12 protein-coding genes are annotated in these 14,704 nt (G+C 59.6%); 9 read left to right on the top strand and 3 right to left on the bottom strand.

Going from position 1 to position 14,704, the window contains the following annotated elements; all coding sequences use genetic code 11:
• The first annotated feature begins 82 nt into the window (after positions 1–82).
• The 6 genes from xerD (at position 83) to ACM110_RS01760 (ending at position 6,692) form a co-directional block, all read left to right on the top strand.
• A complete protein-coding gene (xerD, locus tag ACM110_RS01785) occupies positions 83–979 on the top strand; it encodes a site-specific tyrosine recombinase XerD (RefSeq protein WP_338582823.1) in 897 nt (298 codons plus the stop codon).
• Positions 980–1,121: 142 nt separating this feature from the next.
• Positions 1,122–1,853, top strand: a complete 732-nt coding sequence (gene dsbC, locus ACM110_RS01780) for a bifunctional protein-disulfide isomerase/oxidoreductase DsbC (RefSeq protein WP_416126306.1) — start codon at positions 1,122–1,124, stop codon at positions 1,851–1,853.
• Positions 1,854–1,986: 133 nt separating this feature from the next.
• On the top strand, positions 1,987–3,291 hold the full coding sequence (locus tag ACM110_RS01775) for a homoserine dehydrogenase (RefSeq protein WP_416126305.1): 1,305 nt from the start codon (positions 1,987–1,989) through the stop codon (positions 3,289–3,291).
• Positions 3,292–3,357: 66 nt separating this feature from the next.
• A complete protein-coding gene (gene thrC, locus ACM110_RS01770; protein WP_075945553.1) occupies positions 3,358–4,767 on the top strand; it encodes a threonine synthase in 1,410 nt (469 codons plus the stop codon).
• A 119-nt stretch (positions 4,768–4,886) separates the two neighbouring features.
• Entirely contained in the window at positions 4,887–6,242 is a 1,356-nt protein-coding gene (locus tag ACM110_RS01765; RefSeq protein ID WP_416126304.1) for a transporter substrate-binding domain-containing protein, read from the top strand.
• Positions 6,243–6,404: 162 nt separating this feature from the next.
• Positions 6,405–6,692 carry a DUF3509 domain-containing protein gene (locus ACM110_RS01760; protein WP_338582818.1) on the top strand — a complete coding sequence of 96 codons (288 nt, stop codon included), beginning with the start codon at positions 6,405–6,407 and terminating at the stop codon, positions 6,690–6,692.
• A gap of 170 nt (positions 6,693–6,862) precedes the next feature.
• Here the strand turns inward: ACM110_RS01760 and ACM110_RS01755 are convergent, their stop codons facing one another.
• Complete coding sequence (locus ACM110_RS01755; protein ID WP_416126303.1) at positions 6,863–7,831, bottom strand: TIGR02285 family protein; 969 nt, start codon at positions 7,829–7,831, stop codon at positions 6,863–6,865.
• Positions 7,785–8,984 (bottom strand): CaiB/BaiF CoA transferase family protein, encoded by a 1,200-nt coding sequence (locus tag ACM110_RS01750; protein WP_416126302.1) that lies wholly within the window; start codon positions 8,982–8,984, stop codon positions 7,785–7,787. The genes ACM110_RS01755 and ACM110_RS01750 overlap by 47 nt, the downstream gene beginning before the upstream one ends.
• Before the next feature lie 147 nt (positions 8,985–9,131).
• Between ACM110_RS01750 and ACM110_RS01745 the strand changes: the two genes are divergently transcribed.
• The 3 genes from ACM110_RS01745 (at position 9,132) to ACM110_RS01735 (ending at position 12,799) form a co-directional block, all read left to right on the top strand.
• Positions 9,132–9,674, top strand: a complete 543-nt coding sequence (locus tag ACM110_RS01745; RefSeq protein WP_053155117.1) for a YaeQ family protein — start codon at positions 9,132–9,134, stop codon at positions 9,672–9,674.
• Positions 9,675–9,731: 57 nt separating this feature from the next.
• Positions 9,732–11,441, top strand: a complete 1,710-nt coding sequence (gene recJ / locus ACM110_RS01740) for a single-stranded-DNA-specific exonuclease RecJ (protein WP_416126301.1) — start codon at positions 9,732–9,734, stop codon at positions 11,439–11,441.
• Between the two features lie 251 nt (positions 11,442–11,692).
• Positions 11,693–12,799: an NADH:flavin oxidoreductase/NADH oxidase gene (locus ACM110_RS01735; protein WP_416126300.1), complete on the top strand. Its 1,107-nt coding sequence runs from the start codon at positions 11,693–11,695 to the stop codon at positions 12,797–12,799.
• A gap of 130 nt (positions 12,800–12,929) precedes the next feature.
• Here ACM110_RS01735 and glpD read toward each other — a convergent pair whose 3' ends face one another.
• On the bottom strand, positions 12,930–14,468 hold the full coding sequence (gene glpD / locus ACM110_RS01730) for a glycerol-3-phosphate dehydrogenase (protein WP_416126299.1): 1,539 nt from the start codon (positions 14,466–14,468) through the stop codon (positions 12,930–12,932).
• Positions 14,469–14,704 lie beyond the last annotated feature (236 nt).

The raw sequence follows: 14,704 nt of genomic DNA, 5'->3' as shown, positions 1-14,704 counted from the left end.
AGGCTATGAAAGACTAGCGGTCGTATCTACCGTTCATGTTGATTTTTTTGCGCCAGCCCCAAGGCTGCGCGTTTGAGTGCCCATGCCTGCCATCGATCATCCCTTGATAGACCAATTCCTCGACGCCCTCTGGCTGGAGAAAGGACTTTCCGACAACACCCGTGATGCCTATCGCAGCGACCTGGCCCTGTTCAACGGCTGGTTGCAGGAGAAAGGACTGGAACTGGTGAACGCGGGCCGGGAGTTGATTCTTGATCACCTGGCCTGGCGCCTGGAGCAAAACTACAAACCCCGTTCCACTGCGCGATTCCTCTCCGGTGTTCGAGGCTTCTATCGCTATTTGCTGCGGGAAAAACTGATCGCCGTCGATCCGACCCTTCGCGTCGACATGCCGCAACTCGGTAGGCCGTTGCCTAAATCGTTGTCGGAAGCTGACGTAGAAGCGCTGCTCAAGGCGCCGGACCTGAGCGAGGCGATCGGCCAGCGCGATCGCGCCATGCTCGAAGTGCTTTACGCCTGTGGCCTGCGGGTAACGGAGTTGATCAGCCTGACCCTGGAACAGGTCAATTTGCGTCAAGGTGTGCTGCGAGTGATGGGCAAAGGCAGCAAGGAGCGGCTGGTGCCGATGGGCGAGGAGGCGATTGTCTGGGTCGAGCGCTACATGCGCGATGCCCGCAGTGAACTCCTCGGCGGACGCCCAAGCGATGTGATGTTCCCCAGCCTGCGCGGCGAGCAGATGACCCGGCAGACGTTCTGGCACCGCATCAAGCACCAGGCCAAGGTCGCGGGCATCGGCAAGTCGCTGTCGCCGCACACGCTGCGCCATGCGTTCGCTACGCACTTGCTCAACCACGGCGCGGATTTGCGGGTGGTGCAGATGCTGTTGGGCCACAGTGACCTGTCCACAACTCAGATCTATACCCATGTCGCCCGGGCGCGATTGCAGGATTTGCATGCCAAACACCACCCGCGCGGTTGACCGATAATGTCTTGCGTCAGCCGCATTCGGCCACGCCGGCCTTATGTGATAGGCTTTGCCGGTTTGCACGATGGGCGGTTATGACCCGGTGTTTTGGTACCGGCGTTCTGGTTGTCCCATTTGTCCGCCTTCAGGAGTTCTCATGCGTCTGACCCAGATTTTCGCCGCCGCCGCCATTGCGTTGGTCAGCACCTTTGCCGTCGCCGATGACGCGGCCGACAAAGCCATTCGTAAAAGCCTGGAAAACCTCCAGCTCGAAGTGCCGGTAGAGACCATCACCGCCAGTCCGCTGCCAGGCCTGTATGAAGTCAAGCTCAGGGGCAGCCGCGTTCTTTACGCCAGCGCCGACGGCCAATATGTTGTTCAGGGCTACATGTTCCAGCTCAAGGACGGCAAACCGGTCAACCTGACCGAGAAGACTGAACGCCTGGGCATCTCCAAGCTGGTCAACGACATCCCGGTTGCTGAAACCGTGGTGTACCCGGCCATCGGCGAAACCAAATCGCACATCACCGTGTTCACCGACACCACGTGCCCGTACTGCCACAAGCTGCACGCCGAGATCCCGGAGCTGAACAAGCGCGGCATCGAAGTGCGTTACGTGGCGTTCCCGCGCCAGGGCCTGGGCTCTCCGGGTGACGAGCAACTGCAAGCGGTGTGGTGCTCGAAAGACAAGAAAGCGGCCATGGATAAAATGGTCGACGGCAAGGAAATCAAGGCCGCCAAGTGCGATAACCCGGTTTCCAAGCAGTTTGCCCTCGGTCAGTCGATCGGCGTGAACGGCACACCGGCCATCGTTTTGGCCGACGGTCAGGTCATTCCGGGCTACCAGCCTGCGCCACAAGTCGCCAAACTGGCGCTGGGCGCGAAGTAAATTCGCATCGTCACGGTCAGCCATTGACGAGCATGGTCCGGCAGCGACATCGCCGGGCCATTAATAGAGAGCCGCGAGCATGCGGCTGTTTTCACGGCCGGCCTTGAGTCGGCCGTTTTATGGGGAGTTCACAGTGAAACCGGTCAAAGTAGGCATCTGTGGGTTAGGGACCGTCGGTGGCGGTACCTTCAACGTACTTCAGCGCAACGCCGAGGAAATTGCTCGTCGTGCCGGGCGTGGGATCGAAGTGGCTCAAATTGCCATGCGCACGCCAAAGCCTCAGTTCCAAACGACCGGTATTGCGATTACCAACGATGTCTTCGAAGTGGCCACGAACCCTGAGATCGACATCGTCATAGAGCTGATGGGCGGCTATACCGTTGCCCGCGAGCTGGTACTCAAGGCCATCGAGAATGGCAAGCATGTGGTCACCGCGAACAAGGCGCTTATCGCTGTTCACGGTAATGAAATTTTCGCCAAGGCTCGCGAGAAGGGTGTGATCGTTGCGTTCGAGGCGGCGGTAGCTGGTGGCATTCCGGTGATCAAGGCGATCCGTGAAGGTCTGTCCGCCAACCGTATCAACTGGGTCGCCGGCATCATTAACGGCACCGGCAACTTCATCCTGACGGAAATGCGCGAGAAGGGTCGTACCTTCGAAGACGTACTGGCCGAAGCCCAGGCTCTGGGTTACGCCGAAGCCGATCCGACCTTCGACGTTGAAGGCATCGACGCAGCCCACAAGCTGACGATCCTGGCTTCGATTGCGTTCGGCATTCCGCTGCAATTCGACAAGGCTTACACCGAAGGCATCACCAAACTCACCACCGCTGACGTGAACTACGCCGAAGCGTTGGGTTACCGCATCAAGCACCTGGGCGTGGCGCGCAGCACCGCATCCGGTATCGAACTGCGCGTGCACCCGACGCTGATCCCGGCTGATCGCCTGATCGCCAACGTCAACGGCGTGATGAACGCGGTGATGGTCAACGGCGATGCTGCCGGTTCGACGTTGTTCTACGGCGCCGGCGCCGGCATGGAGCCGACCGCTTCGTCGGTAATCGCCGACCTGGTGGATGTTGTTCGCGCCATGACCTCCGACCCGGAAAACCGCGTGCCGCACCTGGCCTTCCAGCCGGATTCGCTGTCGGCGCACCCGATCCTGCCAATCGAAGCCTGCGAAAGCGCTTACTACCTGCGCATCCAGGCCAAGGACCATCCGGGCGTGTTGGCCCAGGTGGCGAGCATCCTCTCGGAGCGCGGGATCAACATCGAGTCGATCATGCAGAAGGAAGCCGAGGAGCACGACGGCCTGGTGCCGATGATCCTGCTGACCCACCGCGTACTGGAGCAGCGCATCAACGATGCGATCGCCGCCCTGGAAGCCTTGGCGGGCGTGGTCGGTCCGGTTGTACGGATTCGTGTCGAGCACCTGAACTAAGCCGTTATCGTTCACCGGGCCAGCGTGCTGGCCCGGCATTACGAACACTGTCCATTGGAGTCAGTCATGCGTTACATCAGTACCCGCGGCCAGGCACCGGCCCTGAATTTCGAAGACGTCCTGCTGGCCGGTCTTGCTACCGACGGCGGTCTGTACGTCCCGGAAAACCTGCCACGTTTCACCCAGGAAGAAATCGCTTCCTGGGCTGGCCTGCCGTATCACGAGCTGGCTTTTCGCGTCATGCGCCCGTTCGTTACCGGCAGCATTCCAGACGCCGATTTCAAAAAGATTCTTGAAGAAACCTACGGCGTGTTCGCCCACAGCGCCGTTGCGCCGCTGCGTCAGCTGAACGGCAACGAATGGGTGCTGGAGCTGTTCCACGGCCCGACCCTGGCGTTCAAGGACTTCGCCCTGCAACTGCTCGGTCGTTTGCTCGACTACGTGCTGGAAAAGCGCGGCGAGCGCGTGGTGATCGTCGGCGCTACCTCCGGTGACACCGGTTCGGCCGCCATCGAAGGCTGCAAGCACTGCGAAAACGTCGACATCTTCATCCTGCATCCGCACAACCGCGTATCGGAAGTGCAGCGCCGGCAGATGACCACCATTTTCGGTGAGAACATCCACAACATCGCCATCGAAGGCAACTTCGATGACTGCCAGGAAATGGTCAAGGCGAGCTTCGCCGACCAGGGCTTCCTCAAGGGCACTCGCCTGGTGGCCGTGAACTCGATCAACTGGGCGCGGATCATGGCCCAGATCGTTTACTACTTCCACGCAGCCCTGCAGTTGGGTGGCCCGGCGCGTTCGGTGTCGTTCTCGGTGCCGACCGGCAACTTCGGCGACATTTTCGCCGGTTACCTGGCGCGCAACATGGGCCTGCCGATCAACCAGTTGATCGTCGCCACCAACCGCAACGACATCCTGCACCGCTTCATGAGCGGCAACCAGTACGTCAAGGAAACCCTGCACGCCACGCTGTCGCCATCAATGGACATCATGGTCTCGTCGAACTTCGAACGCCTGCTGTTCGACCTGCACGGTCGCAACGGCGCAGCGATTGCCGGTTTGATGGACAGCTTCAAGCAGGGCGGTGGTTTCAGCGTCGAGCAAGAGCGCTGGACCGAAGCCCGCAAACTGTTCGACTCGCTGGCCGTGGATGACGCACAAACCTGCGAAACCATCGCCGAAGTCTACGAGCAGACCGGCGAAGTGCTGGACCCGCACACCGCCATCGGCGTCAAGGCCGCGCGCGAATGCCGTCGCAGCCTGGATATCCCGATGGTGATCCTCGGTACGGCGCATCCGGTCAAATTCCCGGACGCCGTGGAGAAAGCCGGTGTAGGAAAAGCACTCGAACTCCCTGTACATCTTTCTGATTTGTTTGAGCGAGACGAGCGTTGCACCGTGTTGCCGAACGACCTGAAAGCCGTGCAGGCCTTTGTCAGTCAGCATGGCAACCGCGGTAAGCCTTTGTAACCGGCAAAACCTGTCACACATTGAAGCCCGTCTCCTGACGGGCTTTGTTGTTTTTGCATGCCACACTGGCCGGGAAATCGCCTATTGAGGACGGGCGGACCGAGCGCAAGGATGTGGTAATGCCGTATTTCGCAGTGTTGATGCCAGCCTTGAGCTGGATGATTTTGGTTGTGCTCCTGGGGCTGAGTCTGGGGGCGATGGCGGCGCAATTGGTAGCGTATGAAACTGACATGACGGCTACCGGGCCTCTGATCGAGCTCGATCCGCAGGAGCGCCAGTGGTTGGCGGAGCATTCGCCAGTCGTCGTCGCGTTGACACAATATCCCTTGTATCTGTTCAAGGACGAGCGCGGTCATTGGAGTGGTTTCCATCACGATGTGCTGGAGCACATCAGCGCCATGACAGGGTTGCAGTTTGTCTACGACGAGACATTTTCCACCGAGCAGTTGCTCGGTCGTCTGGAAAGCGGCGCTGCCGATATGAGCACGATGCTGTCCGTGAACGACGAACGCAGGGCATTTCTCGATTTCAGTCATGCCTTCGGCGGCGCTGGCTGGGTGTTTGTCGGGCATGCAGAGGCCCCTGCTGTGCACTCGCTGGAACAACTGGCGAAAAAGGTGCTGGTGCTGCCGACGCGGCATGCGCTGGAGGCCGTGATTCGTCGCGACCACCCGTCCATCGAATTGCGTTCGGTAAAGACTCACGCTGAAGCCCGGGCATTGGTCGAGAGCGGCGAAGCGTACGCGACCATCGACAATGAAATCGGAGCGCGACTCTATCCGCCAGGGCGGCTCAGGACCAGTGAAGCGATCGAGGGCAAATGGGACGCTGATTATCTGGCAGTACACAAAGCTCAGCCGCAGCTGTTGAGCATCCTCGGTAAAGCACTGGCGGCTTTTCCGCCTGCCGAACTGCGAGCCATTCGCCACAAATGGTTTCATGAGGTTGCGCCCGCAACGACACCCTCAATCTGGGCGGGGATTAGCAGGCAGGTTTGCTGGAGTGTGTTGATCGTCAGCCTGTTCGCGCTGATATCGCTGATCTGGAATCGTCGACTGGCCACTGTAATCGAACAGCGTAAGGGCGCCGAGAGTGGCCTCCGCGATCAGTTGGCGTTCCAGCACACGTTGATGGACGCAATGCCTGACCCAGTGTTTGTTCGAGACCGGCAAGGACGTTTGCTCATGTGCAACAAAAGCTATGAGGAGAGCCTGTCGGCCCGTTTTGATCAGATGCAGGGACGACTGTTGATCGAGCTTGAAGTCTTGCCTAAAGAAACCGCCGAGCTTTTGCATGCCGAGTTCATGGCTCAGTTAAGCACGCGCAAGTCACGGTTCAACGAGCGGCAATTGCTGTTCAAGCATGGCCTGCGGGACATCTACCAGTGGACCGTGCCGTTTTACAGTGCCGATGGTCAATTGCGCGGGTTGTTGGGGGGATGGATCGATATCGGTCAGCGAACCCGACAGACGTGACGCGCCTGTTTTTTCTCTGTCATCTTTGCCGTGCATGCTCTTTTGACTCGAGGCGCGGATTGTCCCGCACTCGGTATCCAGAACTTTCTTCTCGGGCCGGCGGTCATTTACTGTAGACACGCCCCAGGCACTTTGTTTTCGGACTATTGAGTGGTGATCGAGATGGAAAGTATCAGTCTCTTGCTCGGTGAGGCTCTGAGCCCGTACCAGGTGACATTGACCCCGTCAGGCCTTCATGGCGAATGCCGGGTCACATTGACGAACGCGACCGGTGCAGTGGTGGTCGACCGGGAGTTCAGTCAGGCGCAGTTGATCGACAAACGCTCGCTGACCGATGTGGTCGATGGCTTGCATCGCGATGTGTTGATTGCTGAAGGACGCCTGGAGCCTTGTGTGATCGCGGCGTTGCGCAATGCCGCTCAGGACCGGCTGCTGGCCAGCCGAAACTGAATTGAGTTTTGTGGGAACCTTCCTGCGCCCAAGTCAGTCAGACCCTTTACCAGCAAGATCAAGCATTGTGCTCCGGTGCTTGTAGCTTGTTGCTACGGGTCTTTATGTAGGCCACGTTTAACCCCGAGTCGTCTCCCCACTTCTCGGGGTTTCTTTTTGCCCGGGATTTTTCACTGCCCGGCCTGTTGCTCGAAAAATGCTTTGGAAGCTTCCAGGTATTCGCTGCGACTTTCCGGGTCGAGCCACGCCGCGTAGGCCTCGCTCAGGTGATCGCGGGGCAGGGCGCGCAGCAGTTGGTTGATCTCGATGATCGCCTGTCGGCCTTGCGGCGTGTTGGTGCAGCCGATGTATCCGGACAGGTATTTGCCAGTGCCGCGGATCGGGAAGAACTGCAATTCATTCTCGGCGATCCCTTGCTGCTGCGCCTGGTAGCGGATTTCCGGGCGATAGCCCAACAGCAGTTGCAAGCGTCCAAGGCGTTGCATTTGCAGCAAACTGCCCAAGGCGTCATTGCCGTAATGGCGTGTCAGAGCCTTGGGCGGCGCCTGTTTAAGCAAGGTGTCGAGGTACTCGCCATAGTTGCGTTCGGCAATGACCCCCAAGTTCACACTGCCGGTAGCGAGCAGGGCGGCCAAATCCACTTCGCCCTCCTTGATGAAGGGCGCCAGCACTTCGCGATCAACACGCCGTACGGCCAGGCCGTTGCTCATGGCGCGGAATACCGGAGTGGAAAACGCGATCCAGGTGTCCCGTTCCTTGCTCCAGTTCAATGCCGCATCGCAGGTAAGGGATGGCTCGTGGAGCATCTGCAATCCGCGCGCGCGATTGACCCTCATCACGCTGTGCTGGTACTGAGGCATGCCGGCCATGAGCTTCGGCAGCAATTGATCGATGACACCCAGGCCTTTTTTCGGGCCCTCGAAAATGAACAGCGGTGGCAGATCACGCTTGAGCCAGATCAGGGTTTCCTTGGGTTGCGCCAGTGCCATAGGCGCCAGCGCGGCGATCAGCAGCATACCCGCCAAAGCACACAGCACCCGCCCGTTCCGCCACAGGCAGTGCTGGATGAATTGCGCAAACAGACGCTTCAGCTCAAATGGCTCCGTCTTTGCGCAGCTGTGTGATCTGCGACGCGTCATAGCCAAGTTCCTGGAGTACCTGCGCATTGTGCTCGCCCAGTTGCGGCCCGACCCATTCACAATCACCGGGTGTATCAGAGAGTTTCGGCACGATTCCCGGCATCTTGAAGTCTTTGCCGTCCGGCAGCTTGGCCTGCAGGAACATTTCCCGGGCGAGGTACTGCGGATCGCTGAACATGTCTTCGGCGCTGAAGATCCGGCTGGCCGGTACATCGGCCTGATTCAGCCGCTCAAGAACCGTGTCCAGCGGCAGTGAGTTGACCCAGCGATCGATGACCCCGTAGAGCTCGTCACGGCGGCTGTCACGACCGTCGTTGCTGGCCAGCATTGGATCGTTGGCCAGGTCTTCGCGGCCAATGATCAGCATGAAGCGTTTGAAGATCGCATCGCCGTTGGCACCGATCTGCACATGTTTGCCATCGGCGCTGGTATGGATCGATGACGGCGTGATGCCGGGCATGATGTTGCCGGTGCGTTCGCGGATGAAGCCGAACACATCGAACTCCGGGACCATGCTTTCCATCATGGCGAAGATCGCCTCATACAGCGCCACGTCCACCACTTGCCCCTGACCGCCATTGACCTCGCGGTGACGCAAAGCCATCAGCGCGCCGATGACGCCCCAAAGCGCGGCAATCGAGTCGCCAATGGAAATTCCGGTGCGCACTGGTGGGCGATCCTCGAAACCGGTGATGTAGCGCAAGCCGCCCATCGACTCGCCGACTGCACCAAACCCCGGCTGATCTTTCATCGGTCCGGTCTGGCCGAAGCCCGAGAGACGCACCATCACCAGTTTTGGATTCAGTGCGTGCAAGACGTCCCAGCCCAGGCCGAGTTTTTCCAGCACGCCCGGGCGGAAGTTCTCGATCAGGATGTCCGCTTCGCTCAGCAGTTTTTTCAGGATCGCCAGGCCGTCGGGATGCTTGAGGTTCAGGGTCAGCGACTTTTTATTGCGCGCCTGAACAAACCACCACAGCGAAGTGCCTTCATACAACTTGCGCCATTTGCGCAGCGGATCGCCACCGTCCGGGGATTCGACCTTGACCACATCGGCACCGAATTCAGCGCAAATGCGCGAGGCAAAAGGGCCGGCAATCAACGTGCCCAATTCGATGACTTTGAGGCCTGAAAGCGGTTTGGCGGTGGACGACATACGGGATCCTGTAGGACAAGGGTTGAGCGAATACAGAGTTTTAACATAGCCGACTGTCAGGCGCCCGAGCGAGATTGCCTTCAATTCGATGAATACCTGCCGCATCGGTTAGACTTGCCGCCTTTCCTCGTATCAAGAAGCCCGTTCATGGCCCAGCCGTCCACGACCTACAAGTTTGAACTGAACCTCACCGACCTCGACCGCAGCGTCTACGAGAGCGTCAAGCAGACCATCGCCCGTCATCCTTCGGAAACCGAAGAGCGCATGACCGTGCGCCTGTTGGCCTACGCCCTCTGGTACAACGAGCAGCTGTCTTTTGGCCGTGGTCTGTCAGAAGTGGATGAACCGGCCCTGTGGGAAAAAAGCCTGGATGACCGTGTCCTGCACTGGATCGAAGTCGGCCAACCGGATGCCGATCGCCTGACCTGGTGTTCGCGTCGCACTGAACGCACCAGCCTGCTGGCGTATGGCAGCCTGCGCGTCTGGGAAGGCAAGGTGATCCCGGCGATCAAGAACCTGAAAAACGTCCACATCGCTGCCGTGCCTCAGGAAGTCCTGGAGACCCTGGCCAAAGACATGCCGCGCGTCATCAAGTGGGACGTGATGATCAGCGAAGGGACGATTTTCGTCACCGATGACCGTGGTCAGCACGAAGTCCAATTGCAATGGTTGTCGGGCGAGCGCGGCTGAGTCCTCGCACGTCATCCGGTTTTATCCTACGTACTCAAGAGAAGCACCTGTCACCCCATGCGCATCGAACCTCGCCTGCTGCCCAACACCTTGCCGTTCCTCGGTGATATTCCGCCGCTGTTGACCCGCCTGTATGCGGCGCGGGGCGTGCAGTCCGAAGTCGAACTGGACAAGAGCCTGGCGCGGCTGATTCCGTTCCAGAAGCTCAAGGGTATCGAGGCGGCCGTGGATTTGCTGGTGACCGCGCTGGAACAGCGTCAGCGGATTCTGATCGTCGGTGACTTTGACGCCGACGGCGCAACCGCGAGTACGGTCGGCACGTTGGGGTTGCGCTTGCTGGGTGCGGCGCATGTTGATTATCTGGTGCCCAATCGTTTTGACTATGGCTACGGCCTGACGCCGGAAATCGTCGCGGTGGCGCTGGAGCGTCAGCCTCAACTGCTGATCACCGTGGACAACGGCATCTCCAGCGTCGAAGGCGTGGCGGCGGCGAAAAAGGCCGGGCTCAGCGTGCTGGTCACCGATCACCACTTACCCGGTGATGAGCTGCCGCTGGCCGACGCCATTGTCAATCCGAACCAGCCCGGCTGCGAGTTCCCGAGCAAGGCGCTGGCCGGTGTCGGGGTGATTTTCTATGTGCTGATGGCTTTGCGTGCGCGTTTGCGCGAACTCGGCTGGTATGCGAGCAAGCCGCAGCCGAATATCGGTGAACTGCTGGATCTGGTGGCGTTGGGCAGCGTTGCCGACGTGGTGCCGCTGGATGCCAACAACCGGATTCTCGTGCATCAAGGCCTGGAGCGGATTCGTGCCGGCCGTGCCCGACCGGGGATCAAGGCGATCCTGGAAGTGGCCAAGCGAGATCACGCACGCATCACCTCCACCGATCTTGGCTTTATCGTCGGCCCGCGCCTGAACGCGGCGGGGCGTCTGGATGACATGAGCCTGGGCATCGAATGCCTGCTCACTGAAGACGCCGGGCTGGCCGGTGAAATGGCCGCTCAACTGGACGGCATGAACCAGGACCGCAAATCCATCGAGCAAGGCATGCAGCGTGAAGCGCTGGCGCAGCTCAAGGATTTGCCGGTGGAATCGATGCCGTTCGGCTTGTGCCTGTTCGATCCCGAGTGGCACCAGGGGGTCATCGGTATCCTCGCGTCGCGTATGAAAGAGCGTTATTTCCGTCCGACAATTGCTTTCGCCGATGCCGGCGATGGCCTGCTTAAGGGCTCGGGCCGTTCGGTCCAGGGCTTTCACATCCGCGACGCCCTGAGCGTGGTGGCGGCGCAGCATCCGAACCTGATCACCAAGTACGGCGGCCATGCGATGGCGGCAGGCCTGACATTGCCGGAAGCGAATTTCCCGTTGTTCGCCGAAGCCTTTGACGCTGAAGTGCGTCGGCAATTGCGCGAAGAAGACTTGACCGGACGCCTGCTGTCGGACGGCACCCTGGCGGTCGAGGAGTTTCACTTGGAACTGGCCCGTGCACTGCGCCATGCCGGTCCTTGGGGACAGCATTTTCCGGAGCCGCTGTTTCACGGGGTGTTTCAACTCGTCGAGCAACGCGTCGTCGGCGAGCGCCACCTGAAAGTGGTGCTCAGAAGTGAGTGCGGCTCGGTCAAGCTCGATGGCATTGCCTTTGGTATCGACCGCGATGTCTGGCCGAATCCGACCATCAAGTGGGTGGAACTGGCCTATAAGCTCGACGTGAACGAGTTTCGTGGCAATGAGACCGTTCAGCTGATGATTGCCCACATCGAACCGCGTTGAGCGTCAAAGATCAAAAGATCGCAGCCTTCGGCAGCTCCTACACGCCTGTGGGCGCTGCCGAAGGCTGCGATCTTTTCTTGAATCCCCCATTGAGCCCCGATGTCGACTAGGCTCTAAGCACTGCTTGATTATCCTTGTGACGTCTTGTCGAATTCTTTTGCCCGCGGGGGCGGGTGCTGTACCTTTTTCCTGTCACTCGTCGACTTTCAAACAGAACCCTGGAGCCTGACCACTGATTCGAGAGGTGCCCCATGAGTCTGCTGCTTGAACCCTATACCCTTCGCCAACTGACCCTGCTCAATCGCATCGCGGTATCACCGATGTGCCAGTATTCCAGCGTCGATGGCCTGGCCAATGACTGGCATCTGGTCCACCTCGGCAGCCGTGCCATCGGCGGGGCGGGGCTGGTGTTCACCGAAGCTACGGCGATCACTGCCGACGGGCGCATCACCGCGCAAGACCTTGGCCTGTGGAACGATGAACAGATTGAACCCTTGCAACGCATCACCCGCTTCATTGCCGCCCAGGGCGGCGTGGCCGGCATCCAACTGGCCCATGCGGGGCGCAAGGCCAGCACCTATCGGCCGTGGCTCGGCAAGCATGGCAGCGTGAAAGCCGAAGACGGCGGCTGGTTGCCGGTCGGCCCGTCACCGATTGCTTTTGACCCACAGCACACACAACCCAAACAGCTCGACGATGCTGAAATCGCCGATGTGATTCAGGCCTTTGTCGATGCAGCCAAACGTGCGCTGGAAGCCGGTTTCAAAGTGGTGGAAGTGCATGCGGCCCATGGCTATCTGCTGCACCAGTTTCTTTCACCGCTGAGTAATCAACGGCGTGACCAGTACGGCGGTTCATTTGAGAACCGCATTCGCCTGGTGTTGCAGGTCACCGAAGCGGTGCGCGCGGTGTGGCCGGAAGAGCTGCCTTTGTTTGTTCGGGTTTCGGCCACGGATTGGGTGGAGGATGGCTGGAATCCAGACGAAACCGTTGAGCTGGCGCGTCGCCTCAAAACCCTTGGCGTGGATCTGATCGATGTGTCGTCGGGTGGCACGGCGGTCAATGCGGAAATTCCTACCGGCCCCGGCTATCAAACGCGCTTCGCCGAAAAGGTCCGCAAGGAGGCGGAAATCGCGACCGGCACCGTGGGCATGATTACCGACCCGGCGCAGGCCGAGCACATTCTGCGCACCTGTCAGGCGGACATCATCTTCCTGGCTCGCGAGCTGTTGCGCGATCCGTACTGGCCGCTGCACGCGGATGATGATCTCGGGGGACGCAAAGCCATCTGGCCGGCGCAGTATCAACGGGCGACTCATCGTGATCAACCCATCCACGAGTCGGACCTTCGCGACTAAACCTGCCAAATACGTCAAAAGATCGCAGCTTCTTTTCACTCACGGCTCCTACAGAGGAACGAATTCCCCTGTAGGAGCTGTGAGTGAAACGAAGCTGCGATCTATTGATCTTTGCAGTTCGGCTTGTCGATCAGGCCGCTTCAATCTTGCTGCGGTTCTGCTCGACCTTGTTCAGATAATCCTTGAGCTTTTCCTGTTCCGCCGGCGTGGTGAACAAGCCGAGCTTACTGCGGCGCCACAGGATGTCATGCGCGGTGGTCGCCCATTCTTCGCTGCACAAGTAATCGACTTCACGGGTATAGAGACCGCCGCCAATGTGTTCGCCCAGATCGCTGAGGTTTTGAACGCCTTCGAGCATGCGCCAGGTCCGGCTGCCGTAAGTGGTGGACCAGCGACGGGAAATCTCGGTCGGAATCCAGTCGAACTTGTCGCGGATTTTTGAGCTCAACGCCTGCGGAGTGGTCATGTCTTCACCACCCGGCAGCGGCGCGTTGGCGGTCCAGCTCGGCTTGATGTGCGTGAAGTACGGTGCCAGTTGTGCCAGCGCCGACTCGGCCAGTTTGCGGTAGGTGGTGAGCTTGCCGCCGAACACCGACAGCAGCGGCGCTTCTTCACCGCTGCCCGACAGCGCGAGGGTGTAGTCGCGGGTGACGGCTGACGGGTTGTCGGATTCGTCGTTGCACAGCGGGCGCACGCCGGAATAGCTGTGCAGGATGTCGTCGCGGCTGATCTGCTTTTTGAAGTGGGCGTTGACCACGTTCAACAGGTAGTCGGTTTCGCCGTCGGTGATCGCCACGGCAGCCGGGTCGCCGGTGTATTCGCGGTCGGTGGTGCCGATCAGGGTGAAGTGGTTCAGGTACGGAATGGTGAATACGATGCGCTGATCTTCGTTTTGCAGGATGTGCGCGTGTTCACCTTCGTACAGCTTCGGCACGATCAGGTGGCTGCCCTGGATCAGGCGGATGCCGTACGGCGATTCCATTTTCAGGTCATCACGAATGAACTTGGCGACCCACGGGCCGGCGGCATTCACCAGCGCTTTGGCGCGGATCGAAAACAGGCTGCCATCGGCGCGCTCAAGGTGCAGGTGCCACAGGCCTTTGGTGCGGCGTGCGCTGACGCAACGGGTCTGGGTGTGGACGTGGGCGCCTTTTTCCCGGGCCGCCATGGCGTTCAAGACCACCAGACGCGCATCGTCGACCCAGCAGTCGGAGTATTCGAAGCCTTTGGTGATTTCGCTTTTCAGGGCGCTGTCCGGGCCGAACTTCAGGCTTTTCGAACCCTGGAGCTGTTCGCGTTTGCCAAGGTTGTCATACAGGAACAGGCCGGCGCGGATCATCCAGGCCGGACGCAGGTGCGGACGGTGCGGCAACACGAAGCGCATTTGCTTGACGATGTGCGGGGCTTTGGTCAGCAGCACTTCACGTTCAGCCAGGGCTTCGCGCACGAGGCGGAATTCGTAATGTTCGAGATAGCGCAGACCGCCGTGGATCAGCTTGCTGCTGGCCGAGGAGGTGTGGCTGGCCAAGTCATCCTTTTCGCAAAGGAACAACGAGAGACCGCGGCCGGCGGCATCCGCTGCGATCCCCACGCCATTGATCCCGCCACCGATGACGGCGATATCGTAGACCTCGGCAAGAGGGGGCGTAGGCAAGGTAGAAGTCGGCATCGGCTAAGGCCTCGGAACTTTTTATCAGTTCTGTTGGTTTCTGTATTTGAATTCGAACATGAATGTTCATTTGCGAAAATACTAGCCCATAAAGACGCGCACAGCCAGTCAGCTTCGATTGAAAATACTCATCGAAGGGCTGATAAAGGAAAATTTACGAACATTTGGTGAAGTAGGTGGGGGTGGTGCCTGTGTAGGAGCACGGCTTGCCGGCGATGGCGGTCATGAGTACGCCA

Source organism: Pseudomonas sp. NFX98, assembly GCF_047784845.1.
In the GTDB taxonomy this organism is placed as follows: Bacteria; Pseudomonadota; Gammaproteobacteria; order Pseudomonadales; family Pseudomonadaceae; genus Aquipseudomonas.
The sequence above is the reverse complement of the archived record's forward strand: the minus strand, read 5'-3'. Positions and strand labels throughout refer to the sequence as shown.

Coding starts and splice junctions, on each gene's coding strand:
- xerD (WP_338582823.1), top strand. CDS start 83: ATGCCTGCCATCGATCATCCCTTGATAGACCAATTCCTCGACGCCCTC.
- dsbC (WP_416126306.1), top strand. CDS start 1,122: ATGCGTCTGACCCAGATTTTCGCCGCCGCCGCCATTGCGTTGGTCAGC.
- thrC (WP_075945553.1), top strand. CDS start 3,358: ATGCGTTACATCAGTACCCGCGGCCAGGCACCGGCCCTGAATTTCGAA.
- ACM110_RS01765 (WP_416126304.1), top strand. CDS start 4,887: ATGCCGTATTTCGCAGTGTTGATGCCAGCCTTGAGCTGGATGATTTTG.
- ACM110_RS01760 (WP_338582818.1), top strand. CDS start 6,405: ATGGAAAGTATCAGTCTCTTGCTCGGTGAGGCTCTGAGCCCGTACCAG.
- ACM110_RS01755 (WP_416126303.1), bottom strand. CDS start 7,831: ATGACGCGTCGCAGATCACACAGCTGCGCAAAGACGGAGCCATTTGAG.
- ACM110_RS01750 (WP_416126302.1), bottom strand. CDS start 8,984: ATGTCGTCCACCGCCAAACCGCTTTCAGGCCTCAAAGTCATCGAATTG.
- ACM110_RS01745 (WP_053155117.1), top strand. CDS start 9,132: ATGGCCCAGCCGTCCACGACCTACAAGTTTGAACTGAACCTCACCGAC.
- recJ (WP_416126301.1), top strand. CDS start 9,732: ATGCGCATCGAACCTCGCCTGCTGCCCAACACCTTGCCGTTCCTCGGT.
- ACM110_RS01735 (WP_416126300.1), top strand. CDS start 11,693: ATGAGTCTGCTGCTTGAACCCTATACCCTTCGCCAACTGACCCTGCTC.
- glpD (WP_416126299.1), bottom strand. CDS start 14,468: ATGCCGACTTCTACCTTGCCTACGCCCCCTCTTGCCGAGGTCTACGAT.